Raw genomic sequence first — 16521 nt, 5'->3', positions numbered from 1 at the left:
GCAAAAACCAGCCAGGAAATAACAGATGAAACCAACATTAACCTGAAAAGATTGTTTAGTTTAGTAATGAAAATTCAGTTTCGCTGTTTGCCACAAAGGTTTTCTAATAATTAAAGTGATGATTTTACCCGGCAGATTTCCATATATAACTGCCAATAAGGCCGCTCAATACCATACCGGTTATCGAAATAAAAAACCAAGCAGCCAAGATGCGGTCTTTTCTACTGACATGTTTTTTTACTTCAACCGGGTCGAGCAGCGGATCACGGGAGTTATTAAATCCGCAAATCGGTAAAAATATCGCCCAGGCGTACCACATTACCCGCCAGCCCGGGCCATCCCATTGGCTAATCTTATCTTTATTGCTGGCCTGCATTTTTTTCTCAATAGGACGCATACTAAACTGAGCAAATATTAACCAGGAAATAACCGTTGAAATAAGCAATATTGCGAATAAATCGCCCAACCAAAAGTTTTCCAATTGGACTTCTTTCACCTGCGCATCCTTGTTATTTGATCGTACTTAGCACCGAAGTATTCTTGTGCAAACTCATCAGTCGCTTTAGATGCATTGTAACCAGCATATAAACCTAGTCCAATCAGAACAACCCAGCCTACCGGGCCCAATGCCAGTTTTATACCGATACCTACTGCTACCTTACCTACTAAAAGCCCTGTACCAATTGAAGCAGTTAGTCCTGCACTTTGAACTACCAACTCTCTGCTGCCATCACCGCCGTTTGCACTTACACCTCTAATTTTGTTTGCTCGAAATCCAATATCTACAAGGATAGCGCCATTACCCAGTATACGGCTGTATCGGGCGTAGTTGTTGAGGGCGACAACTTGCTGGGAAGTGCTGACCTGCAAGGTATTTGCGGTGCGCTGGCTACCCGCTGAATTACCATGCATATTGCGGCCACTTTTGGCGACATTAATGCTGCGATCAACATTCGCGAGTGAGGTTTTGGTGTTGCTGGCTTTGTTGAGTGCGGCATAGCGCTTTAACTGGGCTTGGAAGCGTGTAATCAAATCTGCATGTGCCGCACGAACTGCTGCTTCTTTGGCAGCGACCAATGGATTATGAGCGCCTTTGGCTCGAGCTCCGCTAACCGCGCTTTTGGCCTGGCTGGCTTGATGTAAATCTTCCAGCGCAACCTGATATTTTATTAATGCCTTTTGCAAAGCACTACTTTGCTCACTTGCTAAACTGATAGCCGCAGCCGATGCTGGTAAGCCATGTAACTCAATCCGTTCCATTACTGGCTTAATATGTTCATCCACGGTTTGCGCAATAGGTAAGGTGTATTCTTCATAGTGAGAATAAGTTTGGGCAATACGTTGCTGCGCAGCGAGTGGCATGGCCGACATATGTCCGGAAATAAAGCTATCGTTCGGGCCGCAGGAGGTTAAATAGGGTTTACCCGGAACCAGCATATCCATAGTGCTGCTACGGTTAAACTCATTAAAACGGGTGAGTAAATCGGGATCTGACGCAAAAATGTCACTGGCGCGCTGCGCCCGGGTTGCAATATAAAACTCCGCCATATCAATATCCTTATTTTCAGCTTTACGCGGAATTTTAGGCAAAGCATTTCAATATATCAATAAATATTAACTATTATTAAACTAATAAATCACAAATGTCACTTTGAAAGGGAGCTGATACTGCGTCTGGGGAAATTATATTTGTTGATAAATTCGTTTGAGTTTTTTAGGACAACTGCGTAATTCTTAAGCCACCCCACAAACCCAAAAAAAGCGGCGCTACCTCAACAGTAGCGCCGCATCGTGGTTAAAGGTTTTTTAACGGCTTAAAAGAACCCTAATGGATCTTCACTGTAACTCACCAGCAGGTTTTTCGTTTGCTGGTAATGGTTGAGTGCCAGCTTATGGGTTTCGCGGCCAATACCCGATTTTTTATAGCCACCAAACGCAGCGTGTGCCGGGTACATGTGATAACAGTTGGTCCACACTCTTCCTGCTTCAATTTTCCGGCCAAAATGATAAGCCCGGTTCATGTTGCGGGTCCAGACGCCGGCGCCTAAGCCAAACTCTGAACTGTTGGCCAGCGCCAGAGCTTCTGCTTCATCTTTAAAAGTCGACATTGAGATGACAGGGCCAAAAATTTCCTCCTGAAATACCCGCATGTCGTTGGTGCCTTTCAGTATGGTGGGTTGAATGTAAAAACCGCCATTAAATTCAGCGCTTACTTGCTCAATACCGCCACCTGTGAGTACCGTGGCACCTTCTTTTTTACCAATTTCAATGTAGCTTAAGATTTTCTCAAACTGGGCTTGCGACGCCTGGGCACCCACCATCGTTTCGCTATCCAGTGGATTGCCTCGTTTTATCTGTAAGGTGCGTGCCAGAATTCGCTCGATAAATTGCTCGTAAATATCTTCCTGAATAAACAACCGTGACGGACAGGTACACACTTCACCCTGGTTAAAATAAGCCAGTACTGCACCTTCAATAGCCTTGCTGAGGAAAGCATCATCTTTATCCATTACATCGTTAAAGAAGATATTCGGAGATTTACCACCCAGCTCTACAGTGGATGGAATAATATTGTCTGCGGCACATTTAAGAATATGCGAGCCTACCGGCGTTGAGCCGGTAAAGGCAATTTTGGCTATGCGGTTGCTGGTGGCCAGCGCTTCGCCTGCTTCTCTGCCAAAGCCATTCACAACATTTAGAACACCCGCCGGCAGTAAATCGCCAATCAGCTCCATTAGCACCAGAATAGAAGCAGGTGTTTGTTCTGCGGGTTTTAGTATCACGCAGTTACCTGCAGCCAGGGCGGGAGCCAGTTTCCATGCTGCCATCAAGATTGGAAAATTCCACGGAATGATCTGGCCGACCACTCCTAATGGTTCATGAAAGTGATAAGCCACCGTGGTTTCATCTATTTCGCCAATGCTGCCTTCCTGAGCCCGGATACAGCCGGCAAAATAGCGGAAATGATCGGCGGCCAGGGGAATATCTGCCGCCAGGGTTTCGCGAATAGCCTTGCCGTTATCCCAGGATTCTGCGACAGCCAGCATTTCTAAATTTTGTTCTATCCGATCGGCAATTTTTAATAAAATATTGCTACGTATGGTGACTGACGTCGTGCCCCAGGCAGCTTTTGCCTGGTGGGCTTTATCAAGCGCCAACTCTATGTCTTCTTTACCAGAGCGGGGGATTTTACAAAACACCTTACCGTTGACCGGACTAATGTTGTCAAAGTATTCACCGTTAACCGGCGCTACCCATTCACCGCCAATGTAATTGCCGTATTCAGCTTTAAAGTTAACAAGTGCGTCTGCTGTACCTGGATTTGCATAAATCATGATATGTCCTCTGTCCAAATTGTTGACTAAAATCAGCGGTGAGTTATTGTTTATTTAACCGCCATCAGACAACCTTAGCTGAGCGGGCTAACGTAGGCTTGATTTCCAGTCCAGACTTTTTGATTATCAGTCCAGCAGCAGATCCAAAAAGCGGCAAGCAGAGGCACTAAGCGATACTATGAATACATCTGTACTCTCCAGAAAACGGCAACGCCTTGATGTACTTATTGAAAATAAAGTAAGTTTTGCCGGAGAACATGCAGAGCTGAGTATTTATGATACTTATCAGGATGCGCAAAAAGTGGCGTTGCATTCCAGTGAGTTACTTTTTTGCGGCATGATTAGTGGCAAAAAAATTATGCATGTAGCCGACAGTCATTACCACAGTGCCTTTTTACCCAACCAGTCTTTTGTATTGGCGCCACGGCAGAAGGTGCTTATAGACTTTCCTGATGCTTCACTCAATAAACCCACTACCTGCCTGGCGATTGAAATTAGTACCGATAAAATTCGTAACGTTGTTGATGCCCTTAATTTTCAGCAAGAAATTAGTCATGATGATTTTTTTCAGTACGTGCCAAAGTTAGTTCATAGCCAGCATAATATTCAGACCCAGCAATTGCTGGAGCGAATGATCACGCTTTTTAGTGAAAACGAACAGCATCGTGATTACCTGATCGATTTATCATTAAATGAACTGATAACCCGCTTATTACAGCAGCAAAGCCGCGATGTGATGCTGGCAAATTGTCAGCAGCAAACAACAACGCCGCTTGGCAATGTCCTTATTTATATTGAACAGCACTTAAGCGACACGATAGAAATAAACACCTTGTGCAAAATAGCCTGCATGAGCCGCAGTAAATTTTATCAGCAGTTTAAACTGGCGTTTGGGGTGACACCTGCAGTTTGGCAGCAGCAACTGCGCTTACAAAAAGCCTACCGATTATTACAAACTGGCGAGCGGATCAGTCAGGTGTGTTATCAGTTAGGTTTTAATGACCCCAGTCACTTTAGCCGGGTGTTTAAAAATGCCTTTGGCTCTGCTCCGAAACATGTCATTAAACAACGTCATTAAGGTAACCAGGCTATATACCGGTAATGCAGTACGGTCGATATAATTCTGGTAACCTGTGCCTGGCTTCAAACTAGAGAACGAAGGTGAACAATGCGTAAAGTTAAACAAATAAACTTCAGTATTGTGATTAACGCGCCAATAGAGTTGGTGTGGCAGCGGATGTTTGATGATACCGGTTTTCGGATCTGGACGGCGGCCTTTTGCGAAGGCTCATACTATGAGGGTAAGTGGCAGCAGGGGGAGCCGATGCGGTTTTTGTCGCCATCGGGCGATGGCATGGTGGCGACTATTGCCGAGCTGGACCCACTTAAGTTTGTGTCGATTAAGCACCTGGGGTATGTGGTTGGCGGCAAAGATGACTTAAATAGTGAGCAGGTTAGCAGCTGGGCGCCGGCCTTTGAAAATTACTATTTTCGTGCTGTGCCGGACGGTACCGAAGTGAAAATTGAGCAGGAAATTGATCCATCCTATGAGCAATTTATGTCAGACAAATGGCCGAAGGCTCTGCAAAGGTTGAAAACGCTAGTTGAAAACCCTGCGTGAGGGAAAGTGATAACCTTATTTAGGCCGGGTCATATAATAAAATAAAGCGCCAAGTGGCGCTTTATTTTATTACTACAGGTTAAACCTGCTTACTTTTTGGTTTTGCGGCGCGAGAAGCCAAGTAACGCCAGACCAAGCCCCAGTAAGCCTATACCTGCTGGTGTTGGAACAGCAGTTGGCGCAGCAGCTTCGATGCCATTTACCGCCAGCGAAGCAGAATATAAGCGGAAATTCTGCTGGCCAAAACCTTCGTGGGCCATCCACAGAAAGAAGCTTTGGTTAGCGACAATATCGTTAAACATGTCCATTGTGTTGTCAAAATTAAAGGTTCTGGTTGTTATCCCACTACCGACCCTGCCAATTGAAGGGCCTGTAGCACCGCCATTTGATGCTGAGGATGCCGGGCGCAGATTCCAGAACTCTGTAGGGATAAACCCCATAAAAGAGTTGTTACTGTGTGAGAACGTGATAGTCAGTGAAAAAGAGTCAATGCTGTCATAAAGCATATGAGAGAAATTAAATTCATCGTAAAAACGGCCACATGAATCTGCGTTAGTGATAGACAGCCAGTTGCTATGAGCACTATCACAGCTACCATTGGCAAGCACACTTGATGGGGTATATTTGTCTGCTGTATTTCCATAGTCACGGTCAACAGCGCCGATTAAAGCAGCGTGTGCAGGTAAGGCAAATGCCAGAGCGCAAATAGACGTGATTTTAAGTAAATTCTTTTTCATTAACAACATCCTAATGTCTGATTATATAATTGTGACTACGTAAATTTGTAGCCCAAAGGTACTAAGCAGTTTTGGGGCCAATATTGGCCCGTGCGTGCTAAACTGTCTGATATATACTGATAAATAACAAAATGGGGACGCCTAATATTATCATCTTAAGTTCCCTATTAAATGATATGTAAAATAAACAGACACGTTTATCCCGTTCAGAAGCGGGGCTTAATATCTCATTGTAATCAGTTTGTTATGATTTTCTTGAGTGAAATATTGATTATTTGAACCACCAACAGATTTGAACCTTGCCGTCGGCGGCAGGTCATAGCAGCTATTGAACTAGAGACAGAGGACGTTATGGTTAAAATAAAACAGTTTTGGCGCAATAACCGCGGTTTTGTGTTGTTTATCGGCTTAATGCTGGTATTTAGGAGTGCCGTTGCCGATTGGAACGATGTGCCTTCAGGATCGATGCAGCCAACAATTCAAATTGGCGACCGGATTTTGGTAAATAAAATGGCTTACGATTTGCGCGTGCCGTTTAGTACCATGTCAGTGCTGAAGCTAGCTGATCCGAAGCGCGGCGATATTGTGATATTTGCCTCCGAAGCTGCCGATAACCGCTTGGTGAAAAGAGTCGTTGGCATGCCGGGCGATGTGGTCGCGATGCAGCATAATGTGCTGAGTATTAACGGCAAGCAGGTAGATTATACCGAATCGGATCCAGCAGTAGAAACAGAAGCCGGCAACGAATTGCTGTTAACCGAGCAATTAGGTGGTATTGCTCATGCCGTTAAGTTAGCCCCGGTATCAAGTGGGTTGGCTAACTTTGCACCTGTGCGGGTGCCAGAGGGGCATTATCTGGTGCTAGGTGATAACCGTGATAACAGCGCTGACTCGCGGGTGATTGGTTTTGTGCCGCGCCACGAGATTATTGGCCGGGCTGGCACAGTGCTGTTTTCGCTGGATTATGAGAATTACTATTTGCCCCGTAGTGAGCGATTTTTGGCAAAATTATAGTGTGACAAATAAGATGCTGGCAGCATGTATGTTAGTATCGTTGCGTTAAAAGAGAGGCCTGATATTTTATCAATATCAGGCCTCTCTGGTTTAGATGTTTTAAAACGCGGCGACTACAGAAAGCCCGGTAACATTATGCTAGTTATAAGACACGATACTTTCAGCCGTGATCAAGGCATCGTCAAACATGCTGGTATTCAAATCGCCCGAGACACTGACAAAATCGCCTTTTTCTATTTGCTGTACACCTATGTTATCAAGCGGATTGTAACCCATATCGAGCGTATCGATAGTTAATTTTCGTTTACCCGTGTCGATGGTAAAGTTACGGTCCGAAACTGAAGTGACCGTACCTGCCACTTGCAGGTCATAATCTGCAGGCACTGAAAAATAAGTGTAGGTGACCGGCATTGGCTCTTCATCTGCAGAAGATGGCGCTGAAATCATCGTGTTTGAATCTTTAATATAAACACTACCAGCTTCTATTCTTTTCGATTGATAGAAGCCATCATCAACAGCACCATATACTGTTACTTTATCTCCTTCATTGATGCCCCAGCCATCGCCGAGTGAATCCCAGTCGTCGGTTTCCACCAGAATCGTGCCTTCGCCATAATCCAAAGTAAATTGGCTTGGTGTATGCGCTACCACCTGGCCATTTAATGCAACCCAGCTGCCGTCGGTTTTATCTTTGATGTTATCGGCGTGCACGGGCATCGCAAAAACTGCCGCAATAGTCAGAGCACATGCTGTTTTAACAGTACTAATCTTGTTGGGTAAAATATTCATTTTCACACCTCCATAGATTGATTTACGAACCTTTAAAACTAAGCGAGGGTTATTGAATTGCAGCCAAGGTTCTGGAGAAATGCATTGCATTGATAATACGTTTAACCATCGCTCCTATTAATAATCAAGCAAAATACTTACCACCTTATTAATATGGCGTTTATTCAATACTTTATTAAGCGCACTTAATGAATAGACAGCATCAGCTTAATTGAATGCTGTAGGACTTACAGCCTGATGATGAAATAAGTTCTAACACTGAGTATGTAATACTCTTCTAACTATTGGCTTTCGGCCGGCGGGTACGGACGACCAGCTGCGGGTACTGTTCACATAATAGCGTGACATAATGCTGAAATTTAACCTGACTGGATTTCTCCAAGACTGTCGATTTAAGTAATCTGATAGCTTGTTTGCAGTAGCGGAGGTATTTGGCGGGCATCTGAGCACACTTACTGGCAGTTTGCAGAATATTCAGCGCGATGATGGTATTTGTTGGCATATGATCAAAGGTTTCACAGAACAGACTGACTGCCTGAATAAAAAAGCCATTTTCATAGGCATCGGCAGCTTCATTACTGATTTGTTTAATGGTTGCCTTTAATTCCTCATGCCTGACTTTTTCCATCTTTAGCATAATTTTCTGGGTTTCAGTCAGATAATCATCATTAACTAAGTAACCGGCCAACTTATCAATGTAAAACTGGCTGCTATGAATATCACCCAGTTCAAAATAGGCTTTAGCAGCGTCCATGCAACTATCGATAGTCATTTTTTCTGCTTTGTCAGCAACGCCATTGTCAAGCAGTGGCTGGCGTGCTTCAATTAGCATGCCTTTGGCTGCCAGAACCCGGCTGCGTACTACATTAATGGCCTTTTGCCAGCATGGATCTGTAAAGCGTTTACTAACACTGTCCAGCAGCTGGCTGGCGTTTTGAAGAATGACCGAACGCTCAAGCGGGTTTTTGCTATAAGCCACATCAATTAAACTGCGGGCATGGTTAAGGTAGTTTTCCGCAGAATCTTCTACAGAATAACGGGCCGCCGCAACCAGTTTGGCATTAATGCGGGCCGCGGTTTCTTTATCGCCAATAATAACATTCAGATTACTTAGCGTACGTTGGCGTTTAATATTTTTCGGTGACAGTAAAACAGCCTGATATAACGTCTGCTGCGCTGCCTCATACCGGCCATACTTCACCATCAGGTGTGATAACCAGTCCATCGCTTCAACTTTGGTAATGTCATACTGAGTTAAATCAGCCAGTTGTAGCTCTGTATCATCCCAGCGCTCCAGATAAAATGCCGCTATAGCCGCGCCTAACCGGGCCCAGGGCAGGGCTTTATCCGCTATTACTTTTTTATAAAATTGCTCGGCCTGCTGATATTGGCCAGTTTTAAGCAATAACTCACCTTTCATCCTCAGCGCCTGATAAGCAAACTCAGGTTTGTTGGTAACCACTGCATCACATTCTTTAATCGCCTCAGCATCATTATTCTCAAACAAGTTTAAATACACTTTTCTCAGCGCGATTTTTTGTTTTACCGCCCGGATTAATCGCTCGTTTAAAATAGGAAAGGTAAAGGGCTTCAGAATGTAGTCATCGGGCTGAAGTTCAATAACACCATGTACCAGCTGCCTCTGGCTTTCGGCACTGATAATAATAAAGCAGCAAAGTGGTGGCATTAACGCCTGTTGTTTCAGGGTTTCAAACAACTGATATCCATCTTTACCGTCGCCCAGATTAAAGTCGCACAGAATAAAATCAAACGGAATGTTGTGACAACGGCTTAACGCATCGTTAGCATCACGGCTTAAGTGAATGGCTTCAAACCCCATTGTTTGCAGCATAGATTTAACTGACGCCCGAACCGGGGCGCTGTCTTCAACAACGAGAACCTGCTTACAACGAAAAAAACTGGCATCCATGGCGCAACTCTGAGGCGAACTGTTATCGCTAATGTCGAATAATGTTATTGATAGTAGCGTTATATTAAGGCGCAGGTAAAGTAATGAATATTAAGCAGACAAATCAGTTTAATGCTGTCTGGCTCTGGCCAGTATGATTATATTAATCTGTTAAGTATACAGCTGCGTATCAGTATTTGGACAATCTTATAAACAACATTAACAACTTACAGTGGAGCCATGCTATGCATTATCATCGTCTTGCCCACCTGAACCGGCAGGAAGTCCGGATTGATGAGTTAACTATCCATTCTTTTGAGATGGGTGTGTACCTGGTAGAAGTGGTGTTTGACAGCCGCAAAGGCTTTATCGTTGACGACGATAACCGACCACAACAGTTTCAAAGTGTTGAGCAGGTGAAACAGGCATTAACCGAATGTGTGGTACGTCAGGGGTTTTTGGTGCATCAGTCTGCTTATGATGAGATGTGTGGCGGCCCGGAAAAAGTGGACAACACACTTTGTGTCGCTGTCCACCTTGGCCGTAACGGTGACTAAAATACTAGCGGGCTGAACCTGGCGTTAAATGCTGATGTAATTGCTGCCACATTTGCTGGTTACGTTGTTTTAACGTCGCTGCGCGTTCAGCCAGTTGTGGCAGTAACTCTGTTTTGCTGGTTAAAAGTAAATCAATAGCCAGGCATAAACTGTCTGCCGTTAATTCCTCAACGCAAAAGTCAGCCATGGCAAAGTCGCTCATCATGGCATGGTATTTGTGGCTCCAGCTGGTGGCTATACAAGGTACCCCCTGGCTTAAGGCATTTACGGCGCCATGGAACCGTGAGCTTATTACCAAATCAGCACCACCAATAAATGCTTTTACAGCCAGTGGGTCTTCAATTTGCACCAAACCACAGGGTGATAATTTGGCAATCTCAGCACAAAGCTCTGCATCTTCCCGTCCTTCGTGATTAACCAGCACTACCTGATAGCCCAGTAAAGTCAGTTTGTCTGCGGCTGCGGCAAAAGCAGCAATGTAACCAGAGCGCATAGCTTCTGCATCAGCATGGTTATATTTAGACACAACTTTAGAGTTAGGAATAAGTGCCACATAGGGTTTGTCAATAGTTGGCACTTCATGATTGCTCACAGGCATTAAACCAACAGTAAAATCGGGTGTTAACACCACGCTCGCTGGCAACTGGCTTACACAACTTTGCAGGTGGCTTAAAGACACAGGATCCCGCACGAAAATCAGGCTGGCATGCTCAATAATGTCGCGCATGGCATTTTTACTGTTTTCACTGGAAAAAGGCCCAAAAGCTTGCGGCATAAAAATAAACGGTTTGCCGGCAGCCTTAAAACGTTTTACTTCTTTGGCGGTATTTTGCAAAAACTGCAAAGGCCACTGGTCGCCATATGCAAAGCCACTTGCTTCCAGCACAATATCGACGTCACGTTCGGTAACCATGCCATACCGTTTGAATAAGCGCCGTATTGCGGCGGGGAGTTTGGCAATTAAGCCTGTCAGATCCAGCCCTTTGCGCCTGAACGCCAGTTTTTGCCAGGCGCCCAGCCGGGCCCGTTCTGGGTAAGGTAAGTTTGGCCCGGGTGACAGGACCAACTGATAATCCGGCAGACGTTTCAGTCCTTCCAGACATGCCAGTAACATCAGATAAGCACCTTTATTTCTAAACTGGACGCCTTTAATTTCAACAAACAGCGGTTTGCTCATATAAAACCCTTTAATGATGGCCAGGTTTACGCACGGTAATAAGCTGCCAAAGCTGAGTGCGGGTACTGGCGAAGATAAATAAAAAGAAAAAAGAGGCAAAGGCATAGGAAACCAGCGTTGCCCACGCTGCGCCAACAATCCCCATTGTCGGTATCAGCCAGAAGTTAAGTCCGATATTAAGCAGAGCACCCATACCATGACTCATCAATGACAAAGGTTCCTGTTCTGTAATCACCAGGTGCTGGCTGATAAGATAGCGAACAAAAATAAAACAACCCGCCCAGATATGAATGCGCAACACTTCGACCGCTGCGCTAAAATTATCACCAAACAGCAAGCTGATAAGCCAGGGCGCTGCAAATGTCATTAGTAACGCAATACTAAAGCCAGCACTGAAAAACAGCAGTGCGAACCGGCGCAGTTTCAGATAGTACGGGTTCATACCCTGCTGGTAGGTTTTAAGCATATCGGGGTAGTAGCGGGTAGCAAGCGTCGCCGGGAATACATACCATAATTCTGACAGCCTGCTGGCAGCAGCATAAATACCTGCCTGTTCCGACCCTGCCATGGCCCCAAGCATAACAATATCAATTTTCAGATAGACTACGGTTACGATAGCTGACAGCCACAGCCAACTTGAACGCTTCAGTAACGGGATAATTTGAGCGGCGCTAAACCAGCGCGGATGATAGGGGGGCCAGGGCTTCTCTTCTGGCATAAAAGGCTGCTGTTTGTAGCGGTACATCAGGTATTGTGCTGTACCCACCAGCAAAAATTCTATGCCAGTTATCATTAACAAACTGGCAATGCCAAATCCGCTGTAAAGCAGGGCAAGTTTGGCCGAGAAACTGAGCAGGGTAATAACGGTTTTCAGGTAGGCTACGCTTCTAAATGTACCCTGATAGTTGAGGTAGAATTCAAACAACAATAAGCCAAAAAAACTTTGCAGTAAAAACAGTACCGGAATTGCAAAAGCGGTATTGCCGGTGAACATGGTTGGATAAAGCAGATAAAACCCAAGCAGCATCAGGCTGCCACCCAGTAAACCCAGTGCCAGCCGGATGGTGACAGCACTGTACAGCAGGGTCATTGCTTGCTGGCCAGTTTGTTGCTGAACCATCCGCCTTATAACATTATTATTTAGCCCCATACTGGTGAGCGGCACTAAAAAAGCACTCCAGGCCATTACTATAGAATAAACACCCAGTTCACTTGCGCCTAAAACCCGCGCCACAAATATTGTTAGTACTGCTGCGGCTAACAATTTAACCAGCCGGTCGCCCAGCATAGCGGTTGCTCTGGCGACGATTATTTTCTTTAGCATACTATTATTTTCTTCAGCATAAAGTGCTCATAAAGGAGTCAGCATTGGGAAGCATGGTTAGCGCCGGTTGGCGAAGTTATGGCGAATGGCAGAGATAATTCGCCAGATATTTTGCAACAGGCCAATATACAACGCAAACACCAGTGAGAATAATATTAACATTGCCACTTCCGGCACCAGTAAATACTCGCCAATAATCCCGATACAGGCGAAAACCCAGGCCAATGCAGTGATTAAAAGTAATGATTCCCGGGAGTTAAGCCCCAGCCGCAGTGAAATATGATGCAGGTGCTCACGGTCGGCTATAAAAGGTGACTGGCCTTTCAGAATACGCCGCAGCATTATCGCTACCATGTCCATGATTGGAACAGCAATTAACCATAATGCGGTAACTGGACGGAAACTGGCCGTTTCACTTTGGGTACTTATCAGCAACAACCAGATCACCGTCAGGCCAATTAGCATACTGCCGGCGTCGCCCATAAAAATCTTTTTGTTTTTGACCCAGCCCAGGTTAAATGCCAGGTATGGCAGCAAAGCCGCGATAAAAACCAGTGGTAGCAACGCGTGCTCAGCCTGACCCCACAGCAGCATAAAAACGGCGATACTGCCGAAACTGACCATGCTGAGTAAACCGGCCAGGCCGTCAATGCCATCCGTCATATTAAAGGCATTAATTGCCGCAATAACCGCAAGCAGGGTGAAGGGAATGCCAAAAATGCCAAGCTCAATAGCACCGAACCCGAATAAATTACCAAGATTACTAATGTGCAAATCAAGACTGTAGATCATCGCCAGACCTACCACTAACTGTACCGCCAATCGCAACTTTACGCTTAAATCCAGCGCATCATCAAAAGCGCCTAGCACAACGATCACCGCCGCGCAGGCCAGATAATATCCAAGCATCATATCCGACGAGACATGGTTGACTAAAATCAGCAGCAGTGCCAGATATATAGCCAGACCGCCAATCAATGGAACCGCACCAATATGCTGCTTGCGGCCTTTGGGAATATCCAGCAACCCTAAGCCTGGCGCTAATGGACGTAGCAGCAGAATAGCGACTAAGCTGGCTGCTATCGCCAGTAGTACGCTATAAGTTATGTCAGTTGTCGGCATATGTGTTCCGTATCTGCTTTATTCAGCCTGTCGTCAGCTGCTATCGGTTTATAATCTGGTTAAGTACACAGTTAATTAGTTAATATAAGCTAATTAGCTATAAAATAAGTGTTTTTAATCACCGTTGCGCTTATTGTAGTCAGGAATACCGGCTTTTGGACAGCATAACCTTGAATAGCAAATCCAGTGTGTTAATTATTACTAACATGGGCCCGAAACCCTCAGCGCCGTTTCAGGGCCAGTTCGTCCGGCAACAGGTAGACGCACTGGCTTCCCTGCAGCCTGGCTATCATTTTATGCGTTGGCATACTGACTCAACGCTGAACCGGCTGTTGAAATATCCGGTTTTTCTGGTTGATTTTCTCTGGCGATTTATCTTGAGCCGACACAAATATCAGATCCTGCATGTTCATTTTTTTTATCCGACAATCTGGCTGGCATTACTTTATAAAGTGCTTCGTAATCCGGCGGCAAAAATTATGGTTACCTGCCATGGCAGTGATATCTATAAATATCAGCCACCCGGTTTCTGGTACCGCTGGTGTGCCTCTAAAGTTAACCACTGGATTTTCACCAGCGATGCGCTGAAACACCGGTTTTGCCTGCCGTGTCCGCAAAATACTGTTTTGTCTGCCGGTATTGCAGATAGTTATGCTGCTGTTCCTCAGCTGGAGTTCAGCAACAAGTCGATAGACTTACTTTTTGTAGGAAGCCTGGATCAGAACAAGGGCATAGACCGCTTAATTGCCTTGTTACCGTTATTACAGCAACAAAAGGTGGTGATTGCCGGCGCCGGACCAATGCACAGTCAGCTTACTGATGCAGTAAGGCTCTATCCAAATGTTCGGTTAGCAGGCCCGCAATCGGCCAGCGAACTGGCCGGGTTATATCAGCAAGCCCGCTGTTTTATCAGTTTGTCCCGGCATGAGTCATTTGGCCTGGTTATGGCTGAAGCGATGGCGTGTTTCACGCCTGTTGTTGCTACCTTTACCGATGGTGCCAGAGCACAGATTAGGGAAGGGGAGAACGGCTATCTGGTGGCACAGAACAGTGAGCAAACGCCACTGAATGAACAACAGCTTATTGCTGAGCTACACCTTGCTTTAACCAGAGTCTGGCAATTGTCGTCTGAGCGTTACCAGCAGATGCAGCTGGCAGCCAGAGCGTCGGCTGAGCAATGTCTGGTCAGTGGTGTCGCCGCTAAACTTATTCGTTTATATCAGGAAAGGTAAGTTATGTCAGAAGCTAGACAAACCGCGATGCCAGAGCAGGTAAAGATTGGGGTGATAAACGTCGCTGCTTTTAAGAATATGGCCGCGCTGTTGCAGTTTATTGTACCGGAACAGGGCCCGGTATTTGCCGGTTCTGCTATTGCCATTAATCCTGAAAAGGTGCTGACAGCCAGCCGTAATACTCAGTTACGTGAGGTGATTGAAGCCGCTGATATTCGCTACGCGGACGGCATTGGTGTGGTGAAGGCAATGCGCCGTCGTTTGGGGCGGCATGTAGAGCGGATCCCGGGCTGTGAGCTGTGGCAGGAGCTGATGCAGCGTGCCGCCCGTTATCAGGTACCAGTATTTATTATTGGTGCCAAACCCGAAGTGCTGGAGCAAACCCGGGACAAGCTGCTGGCCGCAGGAACCAGTCTGGCAGGCGCTGTCGATGGTTATTTTAGTGACGAGGCGGCATTAATTGCGCAGTTACAACAGACAAAACCGAAAATTGTCAGTGTTGCTATGGGCACACCCAAACAGGAATTATTGATCCAGCGCTTACAAAAGGCCTACCCAGACTGTTTTTATATGGGCGTTGGCGGCACTTACGATGTTTATACCGGCAATGTGAAACGTGCGCCGGCCCTGTGGTGTAAACTGAATCTGGAGTGGGCCTACCGGCTGGCATTACAACCCAGCCGGATTGGCAGGCAGCTTGGTTTACTGCGTTATTTGTGGTGGTACTGGACCGGTAAAGTGTAACAGGATGACGAGCATGAATTCACAACAAAACTGGCCATTAATCAGTGTTTATATGCCAACTTTCAACCGGGTAGCGATGGCATGCCGGGCGATTGACTCTGTACTGGCTCAGGATTATCCGAACTTTGAACTGCTGGTTGTTGATGATGCGTCTACCGATGATACCTGGCCGAGCCTGACCAACAGATACATAAATGATGAGCGGGTCCGGTTTTTCCGGCAACCTGAAGGCAAAGGAGCCTGTGCTGCCCGCAACCGGGCAATAAACGAAGCGCGAGGCGAATTTGTTACCGGGATCGACGATGATGATGAGTTTCTACCACATCGTCTCAGTAGCCTTTATAAAGCGTACGATCCACAGTACAGCTGCGTATGCTCGGGTTACATCTGGGATTATGGCAGCGTGCAGAAAACCCTGTTTGCCACGGATGAAGTCGTGACGTTAAGCGCCTTACTTGATTTACATTCTTTATCAAATCAGGCACTGGTTCAGCGTGAACGAATGCTGCAACTACAGGGTTTTGACGAGGGGCTGGCTGCATTTCAGGATTATGATATGTGGGTTCGGGTGGTGGCAGCTTACGGGCCCGCCAGGCGAATAAGTGATGCCAGTTATAAGGTTAATGTTGGTCATGAGCTTGGCAGGATCACTAACTCTCCAAAACGACTGGATGCGCATAAGCAGTTTGTTGCCAAGCACCGCCCGTTAATGAGCGAGCGCAATTTACAGAATCAGATGTTCTACCGGCTGATGATGGAAAAGCAGCCATTAAGTTTACTGGATCTGATCCGTCAGTGGCGGTTTGGCTTGTTCACATTGAAAAGCCGGTATTACCTTAAGCAAAAAATGGCCTGGCTAAGCAGTATGCGGATCCGGTTGTTCAGTAAAGGATTCTTGGGGTTATTCAAAAAATAATGCTGCCAGCATTTCTTTTAAACTCAATTCTGCCGAGCCGGTTG

At 45.9% G+C, this 16521-nt stretch carries 16 protein-coding genes; 7 read left to right on the top strand and 9 right to left on the bottom strand.

From position 1 onward, the window contains the following. Positions 1-124: 124 nt before the first annotated feature. From KQY15_RS05310 to exaC, 3 genes are all read right to left on the bottom strand, one after another. Entirely contained in the window at positions 125-496 is a 372-nt protein-coding gene (locus KQY15_RS05310) for a hypothetical protein (RefSeq protein ID WP_217667954.1), read from the bottom strand. Continuing rightward, positions 493-1548: a hypothetical protein gene (locus KQY15_RS05305; protein WP_217667953.1), complete on the bottom strand. Its 1056-nt coding sequence runs from the start codon at positions 1546-1548 to the stop codon at positions 493-495. Before KQY15_RS05305 ends, KQY15_RS05310 begins: the two co-directional genes overlap by 4 nt. A 266-nt stretch (positions 1549-1814) precedes the next feature. Then, positions 1815-3335, bottom strand: a complete 1521-nt coding sequence (gene exaC / locus KQY15_RS05300) for an acetaldehyde dehydrogenase ExaC (protein WP_217667951.1) — start codon at positions 3333-3335, stop codon at positions 1815-1817. Between the two features lie 178 nt (positions 3336-3513). Between exaC and KQY15_RS05295 the strand changes: the two genes are divergently transcribed. Both KQY15_RS05295 and KQY15_RS05290 read left to right on the top strand, forming a co-directional pair. Beyond that, on the top strand, positions 3514-4413 hold the full coding sequence (locus KQY15_RS05295; protein ID WP_217667949.1) for an AraC family transcriptional regulator: 900 nt from the start codon (positions 3514-3516) through the stop codon (positions 4411-4413). 90 nt (positions 4414-4503) lie between these two features. Then, a complete protein-coding gene (locus tag KQY15_RS05290; protein WP_217667947.1) occupies positions 4504-4956 on the top strand; it encodes an SRPBCC family protein in 453 nt (150 codons plus the stop codon). 89 nt (positions 4957-5045) lie between these two features. Here KQY15_RS05290 and KQY15_RS05285 read toward each other — a convergent pair whose 3' ends face one another. Further along, positions 5046-5693, bottom strand: coding sequence for a hypothetical protein (locus tag KQY15_RS05285; protein ID WP_217667945.1), 648 nt, complete (start codon positions 5691-5693; stop codon positions 5046-5048). A gap of 351 nt (positions 5694-6044) precedes the next feature. Between KQY15_RS05285 and lepB the strand changes: the two genes are divergently transcribed. Next, positions 6045-6707, top strand: coding sequence for a signal peptidase I (gene lepB / locus KQY15_RS05280; RefSeq protein WP_217667943.1), 663 nt, complete (start codon positions 6045-6047; stop codon positions 6705-6707). A gap of 138 nt (positions 6708-6845) precedes the next feature. Here the strand turns inward: lepB and KQY15_RS05275 are convergent, their stop codons facing one another. Both KQY15_RS05275 and KQY15_RS05270 read right to left on the bottom strand, forming a co-directional pair. Beyond that, the gene (locus KQY15_RS05275; protein WP_217667941.1) at positions 6846-7496 is read right to left on the bottom strand and encodes a hypothetical protein; all 651 of its coding nucleotides are present in this window, start codon (positions 7494-7496) and stop codon (positions 6846-6848) included. Positions 7497-7773: 277 nt separating this feature from the next. After that, positions 7774-9426: a tetratricopeptide repeat-containing response regulator gene (locus tag KQY15_RS05270; protein ID WP_217667939.1), complete on the bottom strand. Its 1653-nt coding sequence runs from the start codon at positions 9424-9426 to the stop codon at positions 7774-7776. A gap of 224 nt (positions 9427-9650) precedes the next feature. On the opposite strand from KQY15_RS05270, the gene KQY15_RS05265 reads away from it, so the two are divergent. Next, positions 9651-9962, top strand: a complete 312-nt coding sequence (locus tag KQY15_RS05265; RefSeq protein WP_217667937.1) for a DUF6482 family protein — start codon at positions 9651-9653, stop codon at positions 9960-9962. A gap of 4 nt (positions 9963-9966) precedes the next feature. Here KQY15_RS05265 and KQY15_RS05260 read toward each other — a convergent pair whose 3' ends face one another. From KQY15_RS05260 to wecA, 3 genes are read right to left on the bottom strand one after another with little or no spacing between them, the layout of a single operon-like run. Beyond that, on the bottom strand, positions 9967-11139 hold the full coding sequence (locus tag KQY15_RS05260) for a polysaccharide pyruvyl transferase family protein (RefSeq protein ID WP_217667935.1): 1173 nt from the start codon (positions 11137-11139) through the stop codon (positions 9967-9969). A 10-nt stretch (positions 11140-11149) separates the two neighbouring features. Then, the gene (locus KQY15_RS05255) at positions 11150-12463 is read right to left on the bottom strand and encodes a flippase (protein ID WP_254795452.1); all 1314 of its coding nucleotides are present in this window, start codon (positions 12461-12463) and stop codon (positions 11150-11152) included. Positions 12464-12520: 57 nt separating this feature from the next. Next, on the bottom strand, positions 12521-13585 hold the full coding sequence (gene wecA / locus KQY15_RS05250) for a UDP-N-acetylglucosamine--undecaprenyl-phosphate N-acetylglucosaminephosphotransferase (protein WP_217667933.1): 1065 nt from the start codon (positions 13583-13585) through the stop codon (positions 12521-12523). Positions 13586-13740: 155 nt separating this feature from the next. On the opposite strand from wecA, the gene KQY15_RS05245 reads away from it, so the two are divergent. The 3 genes from KQY15_RS05245 to KQY15_RS05235 are packed head-to-tail and all read left to right on the top strand — an operon-like array spanning position 13741 to position 16477. Beyond that, positions 13741-14817 (top strand): glycosyltransferase family 4 protein, encoded by a 1077-nt coding sequence (locus tag KQY15_RS05245; protein WP_254795449.1) that lies wholly within the window; start codon positions 13741-13743, stop codon positions 14815-14817. A 3-nt stretch (positions 14818-14820) separates the two neighbouring features. Next, the gene (locus KQY15_RS05240; RefSeq protein WP_217667931.1) at positions 14821-15561 is read left to right on the top strand and encodes a WecB/TagA/CpsF family glycosyltransferase; all 741 of its coding nucleotides are present in this window, start codon (positions 14821-14823) and stop codon (positions 15559-15561) included. Positions 15562-15574: 13 nt separating this feature from the next. Next, complete coding sequence (locus tag KQY15_RS05235; protein WP_217667929.1) at positions 15575-16477, top strand: glycosyltransferase; 903 nt, start codon at positions 15575-15577, stop codon at positions 16475-16477. The last annotated feature ends 44 nt before the right edge of the window (positions 16478-16521 follow it).

Origin of the sequence: Arsukibacterium indicum, from assembly GCF_019100565.1 — a bacterium.
Classification (GTDB): Bacteria; Pseudomonadota; Gammaproteobacteria; order Enterobacterales; family Alteromonadaceae; genus Alishewanella; species Alishewanella indicum.
This window is presented reverse-complemented; position numbering and strand designations above follow the sequence as displayed.